10 protein-coding genes are annotated in these 16,165 nt (G+C 48.5%); 2 read left to right on the top strand and 8 right to left on the bottom strand.

Going from position 1 to position 16,165, the window contains the following annotated elements:
* Positions 1-112 precede the first annotated feature (112 nt).
* From H579_RS0104620 to H579_RS24215, 8 genes are all read right to left on the bottom strand, one after another.
* Complete coding sequence (locus tag H579_RS0104620) at positions 113-1,138, bottom strand: TRAP transporter substrate-binding protein (RefSeq protein WP_028299710.1); 1,026 nt, start codon at positions 1,136-1,138, stop codon at positions 113-115.
* Between the two features lie 678 nt (positions 1,139-1,816).
* Positions 1,817-3,178 carry a purine-cytosine permease family protein gene (locus tag H579_RS0104615; RefSeq protein ID WP_028299709.1) on the bottom strand — a complete coding sequence of 454 codons (1,362 nt, stop codon included), beginning with the start codon at positions 3,176-3,178 and terminating at the stop codon, positions 1,817-1,819.
* A gap of 303 nt (positions 3,179-3,481) precedes the next feature.
* Positions 3,482-4,423, bottom strand: a complete 942-nt coding sequence (locus H579_RS0104610) for an AraC-like ligand-binding domain-containing protein (RefSeq protein WP_028299708.1) — start codon at positions 4,421-4,423, stop codon at positions 3,482-3,484.
* A 358-nt stretch (positions 4,424-4,781) separates the two neighbouring features.
* Positions 4,782-6,869 (bottom strand): caprolactamase subunit alpha, encoded by a 2,088-nt coding sequence (gene capA, locus H579_RS0104605; RefSeq protein ID WP_028299707.1) that lies wholly within the window; start codon positions 6,867-6,869, stop codon positions 4,782-4,784.
* A gap of 12 nt (positions 6,870-6,881) precedes the next feature.
* On the bottom strand, positions 6,882-8,684 hold the full coding sequence (gene capB / locus H579_RS24225; RefSeq protein ID WP_051227305.1) for a caprolactamase subunit beta: 1,803 nt from the start codon (positions 8,682-8,684) through the stop codon (positions 6,882-6,884).
* Positions 8,685-9,139: 455 nt separating this feature from the next.
* On the bottom strand, positions 9,140-10,081 hold the full coding sequence (locus H579_RS0104595) for a DNA-binding protein (protein ID WP_028299706.1): 942 nt from the start codon (positions 10,079-10,081) through the stop codon (positions 9,140-9,142).
* Between the two features lie 433 nt (positions 10,082-10,514).
* Positions 10,515-11,771, bottom strand: coding sequence for a CaiB/BaiF CoA transferase family protein (locus H579_RS24220; RefSeq protein WP_051227313.1), 1,257 nt, complete (start codon positions 11,769-11,771; stop codon positions 10,515-10,517).
* Between the two features lie 531 nt (positions 11,772-12,302).
* Entirely contained in the window at positions 12,303-14,354 is a 2,052-nt protein-coding gene (locus H579_RS24215; protein ID WP_051227304.1) for a diguanylate cyclase domain-containing protein, read from the bottom strand.
* A gap of 154 nt (positions 14,355-14,508) precedes the next feature.
* On the opposite strand from H579_RS24215, the gene H579_RS0104580 reads away from it, so the two are divergent.
* The gene (locus H579_RS0104580; protein WP_028299705.1) at positions 14,509-14,691 is read left to right on the top strand and encodes a DUF2970 domain-containing protein; all 183 of its coding nucleotides are present in this window, start codon (positions 14,509-14,511) and stop codon (positions 14,689-14,691) included.
* A 304-nt stretch (positions 14,692-14,995) separates the two neighbouring features.
* Positions 14,996-16,150 carry a cytochrome c oxidase subunit II gene (gene coxB / locus H579_RS0104575; protein ID WP_245583210.1) on the top strand — a complete coding sequence of 385 codons (1,155 nt, stop codon included), beginning with the start codon at positions 14,996-14,998 and terminating at the stop codon, positions 16,148-16,150.
* Positions 16,151-16,165 lie beyond the last annotated feature (15 nt).

The following is a 16,165-nucleotide window of genomic DNA, read 5'->3' as shown; positions in this document are numbered from 1 at the left end:
TTAACTTTTTAACCATAACGCCATAGCCTGATAGAAAAAAATAAAGGGCGAGATAATCGCCCTTTATTTAACAACGGAACGTCAATTCAGAAGGTTGAGTAAGATCAGCCTCTTACTGCTTCTTCAGAATTTCAACCAGCTCAGCACTGAACTTGTCGCTCTTAGCGTACTCGCCCCACAGATTCTCACCGGCTTTCGCCCAAGCCGCTTTATCTGCTTCGCTTGGCTCAGGGCTCCACTTCATACCCTTCGCTTCCATATCAGCGATCGCCTGAGACTCCCACAGACGGGATTTAGTCATCTGATCACGAGCGTGTACTGCAGTCGCCGCTTTAACGATCGCTTTCAGATCGTCAGGCAGTTTGTCCCATGCTTTTTTGTTCACTACAACAGGCAGTACCTGAGCACCTGCCAGTGGCAGACGGTACATATACTTAGCCACTTCAGCGTGGTTACCGTCGCGGTGGTCAATCAGGTTACTACCGATAGAGCCATCGATTACGCCAGTGGCCAGACCTGTATAGATTTCACTCCAGGTCATGGAGACAGGAGAAGCACCCAGGTTACGTACGAACTTACCGTAAGCACCTGGCGCACGCAGTTTCAGGCCTTTAAAATCTTCAACGGAGTTGATTGGTTTTTTAGTCAGCAGATATACAGGTGGCTGAATGTATGGGTTCAGATAAACCATACCTTGCTCAGCGTAAGCACGGGTCAGTACTTCGTTGAAGCCTTTCTCGTGGAACAGAACACTCAGCTCGCCCACATCTGCCGTACCACCTGGCAGACCCACTTCAACGATACCCGCTGGCAGTTCACCGGCGTTCATTGGCTGGAAGTGTGCACCCATCGTGATCAGACCGGACTTAACGCCGCCCAGAATACCACGGGTATCAACACCTTCACCGGCGTACATCATTTTCACTTTAATACGGCCACCGGACATCGTCTCGATATTCTCAGCCATGCTGCCGTATACATCACCAAACGCAGTACCACGGGTGTACAGGTTAGCAAAACGCCAGTTGTGCTCAGCCGCATAGGCAGAAGCCGTAGCCGTCACTGCGCCTACACCCAGAGCAACAGACAGGGAGCCTGTGACAATCTGTTTCTTCAGTTTCGCAAATTTCTTCAGCATTGTTATCTACTCTTTTTACTGTAATTATTTTAATTACGGGTACCATCCGGCGACAGCTCCCTCGCGAATTTTTCCAGTCAGAACGTGCCAATAGGGATAAGCACTCCATGAGCATTTTGCCTTGCGACAACACACTTCTGTTCTATTGACTGGAATCCGGCCTTGATCTAGCCCCTGCACTCGCTGAAATGAAGTTATCGGTATCGCTGAAATAAGTAAAATATATGACATTTATACCTGCCATAAAAATCAATTATAGTTCAATATCGAATCCCTGTCTCAAAGTCCATACCCTCTATGAGGAATAATAAAACCAACTTTAGAGCAAATACTTGAAGCCAGATACAAAAACAGCGTTTTCGTCTGATATCACAAGGTTTTTTACAAGACGGGGGCAAGAAAACCTATGGCCGGATACTGGGTGGGGATTTAAGAGTATTAAGGCCGACTATTCAACCTTAGTCTTATTAAGATCTTGTATGGCATACATATAAATTCTGTTGCTCAGCAAAAAACAAAACTGACTATACAGTCATAGTCACAAAGACAGACAAATTAATCAAAACCTGTATCGAAACAATACCCGATACAGGTTTATAAATGCGCCACAAGAGTGCTGCAAAGCACCATTTTAGAGCGCTTCAGCCATGTTGAGCACTCCAGTGCTTATCCGACTTTTTACTCTGCGGCTTCCATACGTACAAACCAATGTTGCTTAGCACTGTTCAGCAGCATCAGGTAAACCAGGAAGGAGAAAATAAAGGTCAGCGGCGCAGAAAACAGCGCCAAAGTCGCTCCGGCATAGTTCAGTAATACGATGCCCAGACCGGCACCACCAAACCAGGCGATCAGACCGCGGGGATTGAAGGACACCACCTGATCGATATCGCAGTTCACCTCCCCATTAAACAGCTGATCGTATTTCGGCGAGAAGATATGGGCCAGCGCTATCGCCACCCAGGCGACAACAAAGATGCCCTGATAGGCCAGCGCCTGCAGGATAAAGCTGAATACATCCAGCAGCATTAATAGATACACCACAGCCCCTACCACTATGGCCCAGATAAAGCGTGGCACCTGCTTCAAACCAAAGTGTTCAAAGAACGCCTGCATATTATCCGCCGCCAGATAGAAGTTGGCAGTATTGATCCGGGTTTGACTGACCCAGACAAATAACAGCCCCCAGATCCCCATCAGTTTCAGAATAGCCAGCACCACGGAGACTTCTGACAAACCACCTTCAGTCGGAATCGTCGCTGCCAGAAAAATACCCGCGACACCGTTGACCATAAAGGTAAACAGATAGAACGGCATACCGAAGTTAATCTTGGCGTGGTAATCCGCGTCATCGGCCTTACCAAAACGGGCATAATCCCAGGTGTACATCATCAGAATCCACACACCCATAAAATAGGTAAAGCAGTTCCACCAACCATTTTCGACTTCTCCACCTTCCGGCCCCATGGATAACCAGGCATCGGAGTAGCCGTATTCATTGATGGATAGCACCACCGCCGCCACCAGCCCCAGGATATAGAATGGCAATAGCACACCATTAAACTTATCCATCCACAGCTGCACACCTCCGAATACCAGAGGCACGCTGTACAACACCACAATCAGATAAGCCATCTCCAGGCTTAATGACGGGAAGTAGGCCTGAATCGCCACTGCAATCACAGAGCCTTCAAATACACTGTAATAGATCGCCGTAGCAAAGAAGATCAGCACCGCGAGACTCGCACCGACCTTGCCAAACATAATGCGGGAGAACAGGGCAACCGAAAGCCCGGTTTTAATAGCATAGCGTGTGATGATCGCATTGATAATGCCATAGGTCACCGTGGACAGCCCCAAACCGATCAGGGTATTCATGGTACCGAAGTTCATCGCCAGGGTGGCCGATACCACCAGCCAGAACATGGCACTGCAGATCGCCCACCAGGCCATACTCAGTGACCCCTTGCTCATGCGCTGCTCATCAGGAACTAACGTTTGCGGTGAAACCTGGTCACCGTCTTGGGTAATTTTACCAGCCATAACTTATCTCTTTTGTTATTCATGGACTTATTTGTCTTCTCTATCGCACACCCAGACTTCACGAAATCAAGTCATGAGACGGATAAGAGATAAGTACAGGCTAGAAGTATTCCTGTTTGACTAATTGCAGATCAGCGCCCTGTTATTTGATCTCCGATGTACACTTTTTTGAATCATCAATGTCCTGTTTCATGGCAATAAACAGCACTTATCGCAACACCAGAAGCACTCTCTGACGCGCTAATAATAGCCACTAAAGCAACAAACCATAGGGGTGCAGTCACTACCCATTGAGCACCAGGCTCAATGAGAATGGCGCACCTCCTTGGGTGTACAGTTAAAACGGGCCTTAAACAGACGGCAGAAATGAGCCTGATCATTAAAGCCCCAACGATAGGCGATCTCTGCCAGAGTCGTGCTTCTATGGGTTTTAATATCACTTAACGCAGCCTGTAGCCGCAGTTCTTTAATCCATTGACTCACGGTTTGATCCGACTCTTTAAACAGTTTATGCAGATAACGGGTAGAGATATTACAGGCCGCCGCGATCATATCCGGCGATAGCTCAGCCCGGCCCAGGTTATCGCGCACAAAAGCTTCGATATTGACCAGATGAGCCCGGCGGATGCCCTCTTCATGGCTCATCAATACCCTATCGTCATTTTTTAAGCTCAACACCAACAGGTCAATCAGTTGATTGCTCAACACTGCACTGGTGACCGGGTCGGTATACAGCGCCTGCTTAACCACACTTTGCAGATAATCAAAAAACATCGCCCCGACGCCCTGACGACGATCGAACTGCATATAGAGATAACGCTCCGGGTCACGAATTTTGCTTTTTAGCTCGCAGACCGGCACCCGTAACACCCATAGGGCATTATCACCGTCATAACTAAAGCGGTAGGGCAGGTCGCTGCGTTCCAGAATAAAGCCTTCAGGTTGGCAGCAGACGGAGTGGTTAGCTTGAGAGAAGTGGACGGATTTATTTAACGGCAGGGTGATCAGAAAACAGGGCTCCAGTTCATTGCAGATCTGCTGTTGTTCGCGCTCAAAGCAGATGGAAGAACTTGCCAGATAAGACAGGCCAAGCTTATCCAGTTTTAACTGACTCAGGGAACCATGAAACTGACTGGGGTTGGCAAAACGGATTTCAAGAGGGAAATAGGTCTGCTCGACCACCTCTTTCCAATAGTCCTGCCGGTCCTGCGGTGGTAATAGGTGGGTACTATAGCTGGTATACATATGAACACCTCTTTTATTTTTATTCAGTTCATATCCATGTGCTGCATCGGTTTAAGCATTAAAGACCTGTGCATTGAACGCTTATGAACACATGGGTTCACTGTGCATAACACGGTGCAGATGCTTTTATGTTGTTTTAAGAATCCGTTGTTTTTTGCCCATAGATGATCCAAATCCAGAAATGAAAAAGGAGCCAGACCAAAGATCTGACTCAACCGGTTAACTCCGCGACCTCTCCAGTCATCCCAAGAAGAGGTCTCAGTCCCCTGAGAGCATCGGAGTTAGCTTTATGCCTTGTAACGAGCGAAACATCCTATCCCACCCATTAGCCTCGATACATCATTCAGTCCATCTGCGATCAGGCATCTCTTCTGGTTAAGCGATAACAATGGTTGCTTTCCAGCACCAGCGTCCAACCAGGGCGCACCACGATATTGGTGGTTGGCTCTTCCACGATCGCAGGCCCCTGAATCTCCAGCCCCACATCCAGTTTAGGCCCGGAATAAACCGCGGTATCAATCCAGTGACCATCGGCATCAAACAGCGCCGGACGGTATTCGATCAGGGCCTCTTCTGCACTGGAGCCTTTGGCAATCAGGTCCTGGAAGTCCGGTTTTGCTACATGACCGGTCATGGTGGATTCGATATTCACCAGCTCCACCGGGTTATGCGGCTCACTATAGGTATACAGTTCTTCATGACGCTTGTGGAAATCATCCAGAATCGCCGCCAGTTTCTCCTGGGTGATTTTGCCGGGATGAATCTCGACGGTACATTCATGGATCTGACCGACATAGCGCATTTCGACACTGCGAGTGCAGCTGATCTGCTCATCGGCAAAACCATCAGATAGCAGATGCTCACGACCCTGCTCTTCCAGCTCACCAAACTTATCGTTCAGTGCAGCCAGGTTCACATCTTCGCCATCCAGACGCATCGGCTCAGAAGCCAGATAGTTATAACGTACATCAGAGATAATCTGACCAAAAGCACAGAATACTGACGACACCTTAGGCACCAGCACTGTGGTACTGCCGATCTCTTCCGCCAACGCAGTGATATGCATACCCGCCGCGCCACCGGCACACAACAGGGCAAAATCACGGGGGTCATAACCCCGTTCGATGGATACCCGGCGAATACCATTCACCATATTCAAATTCACAATGGTGCTGATACCAAAAGCGGCTTTTTCGACACTGATACCCAGCGGATCGGCCACATGCGCTTTAACCGCATGAATGGCTGCCTCACGATCCAGACGAATCGCCCCACCCAGCACCGCGGCTGGGTTCAGGTAGCCCAATACCAAATTGGCATCGGTCACCGTCGGCTGTGTACCTCCCTTGCCGTAACAGACAGGGCCCGGTGTCGCACCGGCACTCTCAGGGCCCACCTGCAACATGCCGTACTTATCCACATGACAGATGGAACCACCACCGGCACCCAGGGTTTCCACCTGAATCATAGGCACACCGATGCGATAACGCAGGAAGTCGATGTTCTTATTCAGGTTGGTATGACCGTCTTTGGTCAGGGTGATATCAAACGAGGTGCCGCCCATATCCACGGTGATGACATTGTTGATATCAAACGGCTGACCGACAAACAAACCGGCTTGCGGTGCGGAAGCAGGACCTGAATTAATGGCGTTGACCGCTCGCCCCTGCATCGCCTCGCCTACGGCCAGACCACCGTTGGACTGGAAGTAACGCACCGGATATTTAGCACCTAAGGAACGAAAGTACTCATCAATTTTTTCCACATAGCGGCGCATCACAGGACTCAGGTAAGCGTTTACCACCGTGGTCGAGGTACGGGTATATTCCCGCACCTGTGGATAAACCTCACTGCCGGTACAGACAAACACCCCCGGCATCATCTCCTGCACAATCTCTTTGGCACGTTTTTCATGCTCGGGATTACGTACCGCCCAAACAAAAGAGATAGCCACACTTTCTACGCCCTGGGCTTTAAAGTAGGCCACGGCATCACGGATCTCCTGCTCATCCATCGCCTGATCGATCTGGCCATTGGACAGTACCCGCTCATTGATCGGCTTACGCAGATGACGAGGGGCGATCATATGAGCCGGTGGGAAATCCGCCTCATAACGATAACCCTCTTCTTTATGGCCCAGACGAATCTCCAGACTGTCCTCATGACCGGCAGTACATAACAGGCCCACCTTAACGCCTTTTTTCTCAATCAGCGCATTCAGCGCAACCGTGGTACCGTTAATGCACAGATCACAGGACTGGACGATCTCTTCAATGGATTTGCCCAAGGCTTCACTGATCTGGCTTAAGCCCGCCTTAATTGCAATGGTGCCATCCTGTGGCGTGGATGGACTCTTAAATACCCGTAACTCACCGTTATTTTCCGCCAGCACAAAGTCGGTAAAGGTGCCACCGGCGTCGATGCCTAAACGATATTGACTACGCATGGTCTGGTCTCCTTATTGTGCCGTTGGTTTAGTAGAGGTTGATTGAGATGAATCTGTTGTTGTGGCACCACGGGCCTGACGCAGTTGCTCGGTAGCTTGCTGATCAACACCGATAGAATCCGCATTCAACACCACGCCATACTCCAGCTTGGCCGCCTCCAGAGAAACCAAGCCATTGCGGTAATCTTCCAATACAGCCACAGGATCACGCTGTAACGGATGACCAAAACCGCCTCCACCGGGGTTAAAGTTAGCCACACGCTCACCGGACTTAACCGTCAGAATAGTGTTTTTCTTATGGATCTCTTCAGACTGGTCTGCACGCTGTACCACCAGTTTGCCCAGCTTCGGCTCCAGCAGTTTGTTTTCGGCACCCGCTGCGCCCATAGTCGGGATCTCACGGCCTTCACCAAAGGCGATCACCGTCATCTCATGATCGATCGGTTCCACCTCCCAAACCGTACCGGAACCGCCGCGATGCATACCGGCACCACCACTGTCCTGAATCAAACCATAACGACGGATGACAATCGGATAGGAGTATTCCAGCAGCTCAATATCACCGGAACTCAGGGCGCCAAAACAACACAACGGCCCACAGGCGTGCCAACCATCCATCACCTGAGTGGCACCGGCACCGGAGATAATCGATGCCAGCACCATGGTCACATACTGCTCGTTGGTTCTTGGGTCGATACCGGCGATATTGATACCGCTGGCATGTCCCCAGGAGGCGGTAACACGCTCGGGGGCCGCCTGTTCAAACGCCTTACGCACCGCATCGGTCAGAGTTTCCATCGGCGTAGTGGTACAGTTCACGTGAGGCGCCGGTTCTTCCGCATTACACAAGGTGCCCTTCTCTCCCAGATCCACCGTCACACAGCGATACAAACCTTCGTTATAGGGCGGCGGTAGCTGGGCAAACATCATCAGGCCCAGATAGATACCGGACATGGAGTTGCCTTCGTAGGAGTTGATAAAGTAAGGCACCTGAGGCGGGCTTTGCACTTCGATATGCACCTTGTCATCACGGATGGTGATGGTCGAAGTGATCTCCATCTCGCCAAAACCGTGACCGGCATCTTCCAGCAGCGCAGAGCCGGTATAGACACCGTCCGGCACTTCGCGGATCAGCGCTCTCATCTGCTCATCCGCCATATTTTTCAGCTCAGCAATACAGGCCTGCACCTGCTCAACACCGTATTTATCCAGCAGCGCCAACAGGTTACGCTCACCGACACGACAGGCACCGTACTGAGCGTTCAGATCGCCTTCCTGATCACGACGGGCACGCATATTGGTCAGCAGCAGATTGATCACATCTTCCCGGCGTTTGCCTTTATCCCACAACTTCACCGGTGGAATACGCAGGCCTTCCGCATAGATCTCGGTGGCATCCGGGTTATAACCGGCAGGCACAGGACCACCAATATCGGTCAGGTGGCCTTTACATACCGTCCAGAACACCAGTTCACCTTTATAGAACACTGGTTTGTACATACAGCAGTCCAGAATATGGCTGCCTTTATAAGCGGGGTCATTATGATAGATCACATCGCCTTCATGGATATCATCACCAAAATACTCCGCCACTTCTTTCATGGCCGGAATCAGTGAACCCAGGTGAATCGGGATATCCTGTCCCTGCAGAATCATTTCAGGGAAGTGATCAAACAGCGCATTACTGTAATCGTGGGCCAGGTTAAAAACACTGGAACGACCGGTTTTTTCCAGGGTCAGGGTCATCTCCCGCTGCGCGGTTTCAAGCGCACCCCGAACGACCGCCAGGGTGATAGGATCTACACGACTGGACATAATTCGTACCTTTATTCTTGTACTCTTCTTGTTGTGGTTCGCCAACGACAGGGCAGTGCCGCTGGCAAAGTCAGGCGGGTGTTTAACCCGATAGAAGCAGTATAAAAATTGGTCAGGAAACAATATTGGCGGTCAGGGAAGTGTTTTTTGCCGTTCAGTGCATTCATTGATATCGCAGTTTAGTGCGCTTATACCCACTTACACAAAAGTGTTTCAATATTTTCTGGCCGACGGCTGAAGAATAAAGCCATTTTCTAAAGAGAAACTTTTGTGTGTGTGCTTATGATGCTCGGATAGCTGGGGTATGGATGATCATATTGATGAATGATTTCACAGAACAGAGCTTCTCAGCCCAGAAAAACAAACGGCCTTAAAGAGATTTTCACTTTAAGGCCGTTTTCAAACTGATGACTAAACGATCAGTTCAACGAAGGTCAGTTTTGATACGCGACAGATTAAGACTTGGACATATAGCTGGTATTGAGCATTTCACGAATTTTCTGATTGTCCTTTTTCAGCTCTTTGATTTCGCTCTTGGCCAGTACCAGCTCTTCCTGTACTTCACTCAGATGTTTTACACGACCTTCACTTGCAGCCGCCTGAATCTCGATATTTTTCTGATTTTGCAGAGCCTCACGCAGCTCTTTTTCCAGATTGCTTAGCTGCTGCTTCATGGAGTCTTTTTCCAGCTCCAGGCGCTGAATCTGATCACTCTTCAGCTGATTCTGTTCGTTCAGACCTTCGACCTTACTCTCTTCTACTGCCAACAGTTTTTCCATCTCAAACTGTTTGCGCTTCGCATCACTTTTGGCATTACCCGCATCGGTAACCGCACGTTCCAATTCCAGCAACTGGCTGCGCAGCGCTTCCTGCTGTTCCTTCAAAGCATCCAGCTTGAGCTGCTCTTTTACCAGTGAGATACGACCATTTTCTGCAGACTTTTTCTCCAGTGCCAGTTCTTCTGATAATTTACTGTTTTCTTCGCGTCGTAATCTCAGTTGCTCTTGCAGATTCTCCACTTCTTGCTGAAGTTCTTCACAATTTTTCGTGATATTACGTCGATCTTCGTCCAAACGCTCAACTTCCGTCGCCATATCATTTAACTCAGCAGTCAACATAGCAACATTAGCTTCGGAGTCAGCTTTAGCTAACGAAACCTGACGTTCAACTTCCCGAATCCAGACCCCCTGCATCTCTGGGGATAACTCAATCTCACGGGGCGGCGTCATTGCCTGACGAGCTTCACGCCAGGTACTTAAGTGCTTCTGTATAGTCCCCAGACTGCATTCATCCCCAAACTTGCTTTTAATACTTTTTGCACTTGGTGTTTCACTTTCTGAAACAAGTAAATCTGCGACGGTTGCTACTTCGGCGTAGGTAATTTCTGCTCTACTCATTTCTCTATTCCGTGTTTTAAATACTTATTGGCACGCTATCACCAAGGGCTTGATCAGGCTCAATCAATTTCCTGCTATACCTATTGAACACACTAAAACTAACCGCTTGATATAAAACTACTTTGGATGATAACAGCAGGAGGTCCAATAAGATAAACCTAAAGCGGGTCTGGAGCGACCCCTTTTCAGTTACCTTTCGTTTAAAGCCGGAAATAAAACCTGACCTCCCAAATATCCACTCAGAGAAGCGGCCTCTCACCAAAATAGAACGATACAGAAAAGAAAAGCCTGCACAAGGCAGGCTAAAGACACGGTCATTCCAGCGAAAAGGGCTCTGTCGAAACCTTTGATCTAACCGTTAGAAAAAGCAGATACAGATAATCAGTCATCGACTCATCAGATCACTTAGATTCAAATAGTAAGTGCAATTCAATTATTCAGCCGCTGTTCCCTCTTGACTTGAAACAGCTGAAATCACGCCCTGCTGATGCAGCTGTTCAATCTGTTGCTCACTGAGTCCTGCTTCTTTCAACACATCACGGGTATGCTCACCGAGCAGAGGGGCTGGAGTATCGTACTGAATGGGTGTACCCGATAATTTCAACGGGTTGGCAACCGCAGGCATACTGCCCTCTGCTGAATGGGAATGAGGAATATTCAGACGCATGCCTCTGGCCTGAATCTGCGGATCAGCAAAAGCTTCACCTATGGTATTAATTGGGCCACAAGGTACAGAAACCGCTTCCAGGGATTGAATCCAATCTGCGGTAGTACGAGTAATAATCACCTCAGACAAGGTGGCACTCAACGTTTCCCGGTTCGCGACACGTAAAGCATTCGTTAAGTAACGTTCATCATCAGCCAGGTGCTCTACACCAGCTTCAAGACAGAACTTGCGGAACTGGTCATCGTTACCTACAGCCAGAATCATATAACCGTCAGACGTGGCAAAACTCTGGTAAGGCACGATATTCGGGTGAGCATTACCCAGACGTGTCGGTGAATGACCGGATACCAGATAGTTCATGGACTGGTTTGCCAGGCAAGCGACTTGCACATCCATCAGCGCCACGTCGATATATTGACCTTCGCCGGTACGCTCACGTGCCGCCAATGCTGCCAGGACGCCAGTCGTGGCATACATACCGGTCAGAATATCCGTTAATGCCACACCAACTTTCTGTGGCCCCGCACCCGGTTGACCTTCTTTCTCACCGGTAATACTCATCAAACCACTCATAGCCTGAATCAGAAAATCATACCCGGCACGTTTGGCGTAAGGGCCTGTTTGGCCAAAACCGGTAATGGAACAGTAGATCAGACGTGGATTGATCTCTTTAAGACTGTCGTAATCCAGACCATATTTTTTCAGTCCGCCAACCTTATAGTTTTCCAGCAGAATATCGCAATCCGCCACCAGACTACGAATCACGGCTTGTCCTTGAGGACTGGTAATATCCAGAGCCAGAGAGCGCTTGTTACGGTTCGCACACAGATAATAAGCCGCTTCACCTCGCTCCTGTGAGCGCACATCCATCCAGGGTGGCCCCCAGCTGCGAGTATCATCACCACGCTGTGGTCGCTCAACCTTAATCACATCTGCACCCAGGTCTGCCAACATCTGACCAGCCCAGGGACCGGCCAGAATACGACTCATATCCAGTACACGTATATGGGATAGCGCGCCCATAGAACCCTCCAACTCTGCATGGGAAGAGGCTGTTTCAGACACCGCTTCCCGTATGGGCCAAAAGCCGATCATTCAAGCTCCTTAGCCAAAAATTTATAGACCGATACCAGGCGACTTCTTCCGCCCTGCGGTATATTGCGATTTTGTTGTTGTTAAAAATCGAGTGGACTTCCAGTCACCAGTTTATGCTACTGGTGCACTTAAGGACGTTAACGAGGCGGGAGAAATAAGTACAATATATGGCTTATATAGTTTTCATAATTTATTTTGATAAAAATACACATAGTGATTTTTATCAATTTAATAACTATAAAGTCAGGAAAAACCCAAAAAGCCCATATCGCAATCGCGAAAGAATATTTAAAAGAGCCTGTAGATATGGCAGGAAAATCATTAGAAAGAACATATAAATCAAAATGTTAGATAAAACATCTCACTTTTTTAGTATCGCAGTCAGAATAGCCCCCCCATAAAGATCAAGGCAGCCAAAAAAGCAGCTGGCGTAAGATAGCCGCTAATGATGGAAAAGAGTTATAAAAACTGATAACGCTGACAACGGTTGCGACCTCCCCGTTTACTTTGGTACATGGCCTCATCAGCATTTTTAATCAATGCTTTGGCTTCCTCAGCATCATCCGGAGCTAACGTCACACCAATACTGGCAGAGACAGTAACCTCTGCCACACCTATATCAATAGGCTCAGTGACCACCCGTAAAACCTTTTCAGCCACGGACATCGCATCCTGTTCACAATTGAGATCATGCAGGATCACGTTAAACTCATCACCACCAATGCGGGCAATCACATCACTGTCACGTACGGACTGACGTAAACGGTTAGCGACTTCTTTCAGTAACTCATCACCTGCATCATGGCCATATTCATCATTCACATCCTTAAAGTGATCAAGATCCAGATAAAGCAACGCCATATGATTCTGATTGCGCCGTACTTTTTTTAGCGCCTGATCCAGGCGATCTTTAAACAAACGACGATTCGCCAGGCCGGTCAAAGGGTCATAAAACGCCAGCATCTCCATTCGTTCCTGATCTTTCTTCAGCTGAGTGATATCTTCACCCACACTTACCAAATGAGTGATTTCATTGTCCTGGTTTTTTATCGGAGCAGTAGAGCTCATAATCCAGAAACGATCACCATTTTTCTTTTGAAGCATACGCTCGCCACGCCAGATCTCTCCTGTGAGAACAGTGTTCCAGATATCACGGATGATATCGGCCTCTGCTTTATCGCAGGACAGAAAGCCTGCCTTACGACCAATCAACTCATCTGCACCATACCCTGTCACTGTTTCCAGACTAGGATTCACGTACTCCAGCGTCAGTTCAGCATCAGTAATCATCACAAAACTGGCCGAACAGGCTACAGCCTGGGATAGCTTGTGCAACTGCTGATCCATTTGATCCGCTTCAATCGCGATAGAAGCCAGCTGACTATTGGCTTGTAATAACTCCAGCTGTGCCGCAGAAGGATCGGCAACCTCTCGATGGTATAAAGCAAAAGTCCCCAACACTGTTCCCTGACGACTTTTGATCGGAATTGACCAACACGCTTTTAATCCAGCGCTTAACGCCAGGCCTGTAAAATCTTTCCAGTAGGGGTGTGTACTGATATCGCTGGCGATTACAGGCCGACCGGTATAAGCCGCAGCACCACAAGAGCCCACGTCACTGCCAATACGCACACCATCTATTGCTTGGTTATAAAACTCAGGCAAACTGGGTGCCGCACCGGTATAAAGATGTTTGCCTGTTTTATCTAACAGCAGAACAGAGCAGATCAAACCGGGGAAGGTATCCTCAGTAAAACTGATCAGACTGTTCAAAACATCCTGCAACGGCTTACCCTGTGCCATCATTTCCAGAATGCGGTTGCGGTAGGTATAGATAGTCTCCTGTTGATGTTGAGCAGTGATGTCCTGGCTGATACTCAATATTCCTGTACGCTCACCTTTCTGAGCTCTCAGAGGGACCTTAACAATATGCATCAGATGAGCTTGCTTACCACCATCATTAATCCAACATGAAGCCTGCTGAGTCACCCCGGTAGCAATCACCAACCGGTCCTGTTCACGGATACTGGCCGCATCAATATCTTCAAATAACTCCAGCTCGGTATGTTTAAGAATCTGGCCTCGACTTTTACCCGTGAAGGCTTCAAAAGCACGATTAAACTCGATGTACTCTCCGGCTTTATTCTTGAAACTGATCAGATTAGGCAAATTATCCATCAACGTACGCAATAGCTCATGCTGACGGCTCAGCAGTTGAGTTTTCTCACTCAAATCACTGCTGATAGTCTGGGCCTTTTTGACTTGCTGTGACTTCTGGTAGGCAAAGCGTGCTAACAATAGGATGACTATGAACTGCCCACCTCCCATTACCAGGGCGGTATAGCGCCAAAAGTCGATCGTATTAAATACAGTCAGAACCGGCTCATTCCCGCTGGCCAACAAAGGAAACAGTATCAACAAACCACCGGCGAGTGATGCCACACGCTGTAAGCGGGAGACACCCGCGCTCACTGCCGCAGGTTTTGTCTGATGCCGCCATGTTTTTCCCATTCATCACCCCAGATACAGGATTTTTTTTACATTTGCCTATATCTTTGATCATAGGAGAAAAAATAGCCAGCAGGCTTAATAGAATACGTTTTAATATCACAGGCCCTTGATAAGCACCTGCATTAAAACTTTTCGGCAGTCAAAGAGAGTCAATATGAGGCACTGGTTAGCTGTTATTCAAAGTGTATTAGCCGCCTTTATCGGTGTGCAAAAAGAAAATAAACGTCGGGAGGATTTTAATGCGAGTTCGCCCTGGCCTTTTATCGTCACAGGTATAGTCATGACGCTACTGTTTGTACTGTTATTAGTACTATTGGTACGTTGGCTAACCAGCTAACACAGACAAACATACCTTATAAAATGTCTAAAAAATCAATTAGATAATACCGCCACCTCATTTTAAAAATCATTTCTGATACGACTTTCATAGCCTAACTTTCCAACAATCACAGTATTTTTTCTTTGCTTGTTGGCTGATAAACCCCGTCTATACTCAAGCTAAATCAGACTGTTTTACACAGTTTTGATGATCATCGCTGCAGCCCTTTCGGACGCAGTCCCATTTATGGGAGTCCTATAAAACAATGTGCGGGCCGACAGCATAAGACCTTATTAGCCAGCCGAATAGCGCAGGTGGGCCTATGGACACGTTAAGGGATATAGGCGGTAGACCCCATGCCCAGGGTTTGCCTTGTAAAGCCTTTGTATTATTGCTATGGGCACCTCCTTCAATCAGCTTCGCCGACTGGGAGCTGAATATGCCCGTCGGGGTTACCGAGATCAGTGAATCGGTTTATTCCCTGCATATGACCATTTTCTGGATCTGTGTGGTGATCGCCTTAATTGTCTTCGGTATCATGTTCTGGTCAATCTTTCATCACCGAAAATCTAAGGGTGCGAAGCCAGCAGAGTTTCATGAAAGCACCACCGTTGAGATTATCTGGACCATTATTCCACTGCTGATTCTGGTGGGCATGGCGGTCCCCGCGACGGCAACCCTGAGGCAGATGTACGACACTTCAGAAGCCGAAGTGGATATCCAGATCACAGGCTATCAATGGAAGTGGCGTTATCAGTATCTGAACGAAGAGATCGACTTCTTCAGCAACCTTTCCACCCCCAAAGAGCAGATCCAAAATCAGGCAGAAAAAACCGACACCTACCTGTTAGAGGTCGATAACCCTCTGGTACTGCCCGTGGGTAAAAAAGTGCGCTTTCTGCTCACTTCCAATGATGTAATCCACTCCTGGTGGATTCCCGACTTTGCGGTAAAAAAAGATGCTATCCCCGGCTTTATCAATGAAGCCTGGACCAAAATCGATAAACCCGGCACTTATCGCGGCCAATGCGCCGAGCTATGCGGTAAGGATCACGGTTTTATGCCTATTGTGGTCGTAGCGATGAACGACAATGACTACTCCGCCTGGGTAGCTCAACAACAGGCCGCCAAGCAAGCGAAAGCCGCATCGGCAGAGAAAGAATGGACTCTGGCTGAGCTGATGACCAAGGGTGAACAGGTCTATAACACCGCCTGTGCAGCCTGTCACCAGGCTAACGGCATGGGTATTCCCGGCGCTTTCCCGGCCCTAAAAGGCAGTGTGATGGCGACTCAGGATAAAGCTGCCCATATCAATATTGTACTAAATGGCAAAGCAGGTACAGCCATGGCCGCTTACGGCGGGCAGTTTGATGCTGTGGATCTGGCAGCCGTGATCACCTATGAACGTAATGCCTGGGGTAATGACACCAAAGAGATGGTGACACCTCAGGAGATCAAACAAGCCAGAGGCCAGTAGGTCAGCAGAAGGAGC

It is taken from the genome of Oceanospirillum beijerinckii DSM 7166 (genome assembly GCF_000422425.1).
In the GTDB taxonomy this organism is placed as follows: domain Bacteria; phylum Pseudomonadota; class Gammaproteobacteria; order Pseudomonadales; family Halomonadaceae; genus Oceanospirillum; species Oceanospirillum beijerinckii.
The sequence above is the reverse complement of the archived record's forward strand: the minus strand, read 5'-3'. Positions and strand labels throughout refer to the sequence as shown.

What these genes read in the sequence shown, in the direction of transcription:
- capA (WP_028299707.1), bottom strand. Translation starts at nt 6,869, where the DNA reads ATGCGTAGTCAATATCGTTTAGGCATCGACGCCGGTGGCACCTTTACC.
- H579_RS0104615 (WP_028299709.1), bottom strand. Translation starts at nt 3,178, where the DNA reads ATGGCTGGTAAAATTACCCAAGACGGTGACCAGGTTTCACCGCAAACG.
- H579_RS0104595 (WP_028299706.1), bottom strand. Translation starts at nt 10,081, where the DNA reads ATGAGTAGAGCAGAAATTACCTACGCCGAAGTAGCAACCGTCGCAGAT.
- coxB (WP_245583210.1), top strand. Translation starts at nt 14,996, where the DNA reads ATGGACACGTTAAGGGATATAGGCGGTAGACCCCATGCCCAGGGTTTG.
- H579_RS24220 (WP_051227313.1), bottom strand. Translation starts at nt 11,771, where the DNA reads ATGGGCGCGCTATCCCATATACGTGTACTGGATATGAGTCGTATTCTG.
- H579_RS0104610 (WP_028299708.1), bottom strand. Translation starts at nt 4,423, where the DNA reads ATGTATACCAGCTATAGTACCCACCTATTACCACCGCAGGACCGGCAG.
- H579_RS0104580 (WP_028299705.1), top strand. Translation starts at nt 14,509, where the DNA reads ATGAGGCACTGGTTAGCTGTTATTCAAAGTGTATTAGCCGCCTTTATC.
- capB (WP_051227305.1), bottom strand. Translation starts at nt 8,684, where the DNA reads ATGTCCAGTCGTGTAGATCCTATCACCCTGGCGGTCGTTCGGGGTGCG.
- H579_RS24215 (WP_051227304.1), bottom strand. Translation starts at nt 14,354, where the DNA reads ATGGGAAAAACATGGCGGCATCAGACAAAACCTGCGGCAGTGAGCGCG.
- H579_RS0104620 (WP_028299710.1), bottom strand. Translation starts at nt 1,138, where the DNA reads ATGCTGAAGAAATTTGCGAAACTGAAGAAACAGATTGTCACAGGCTCC.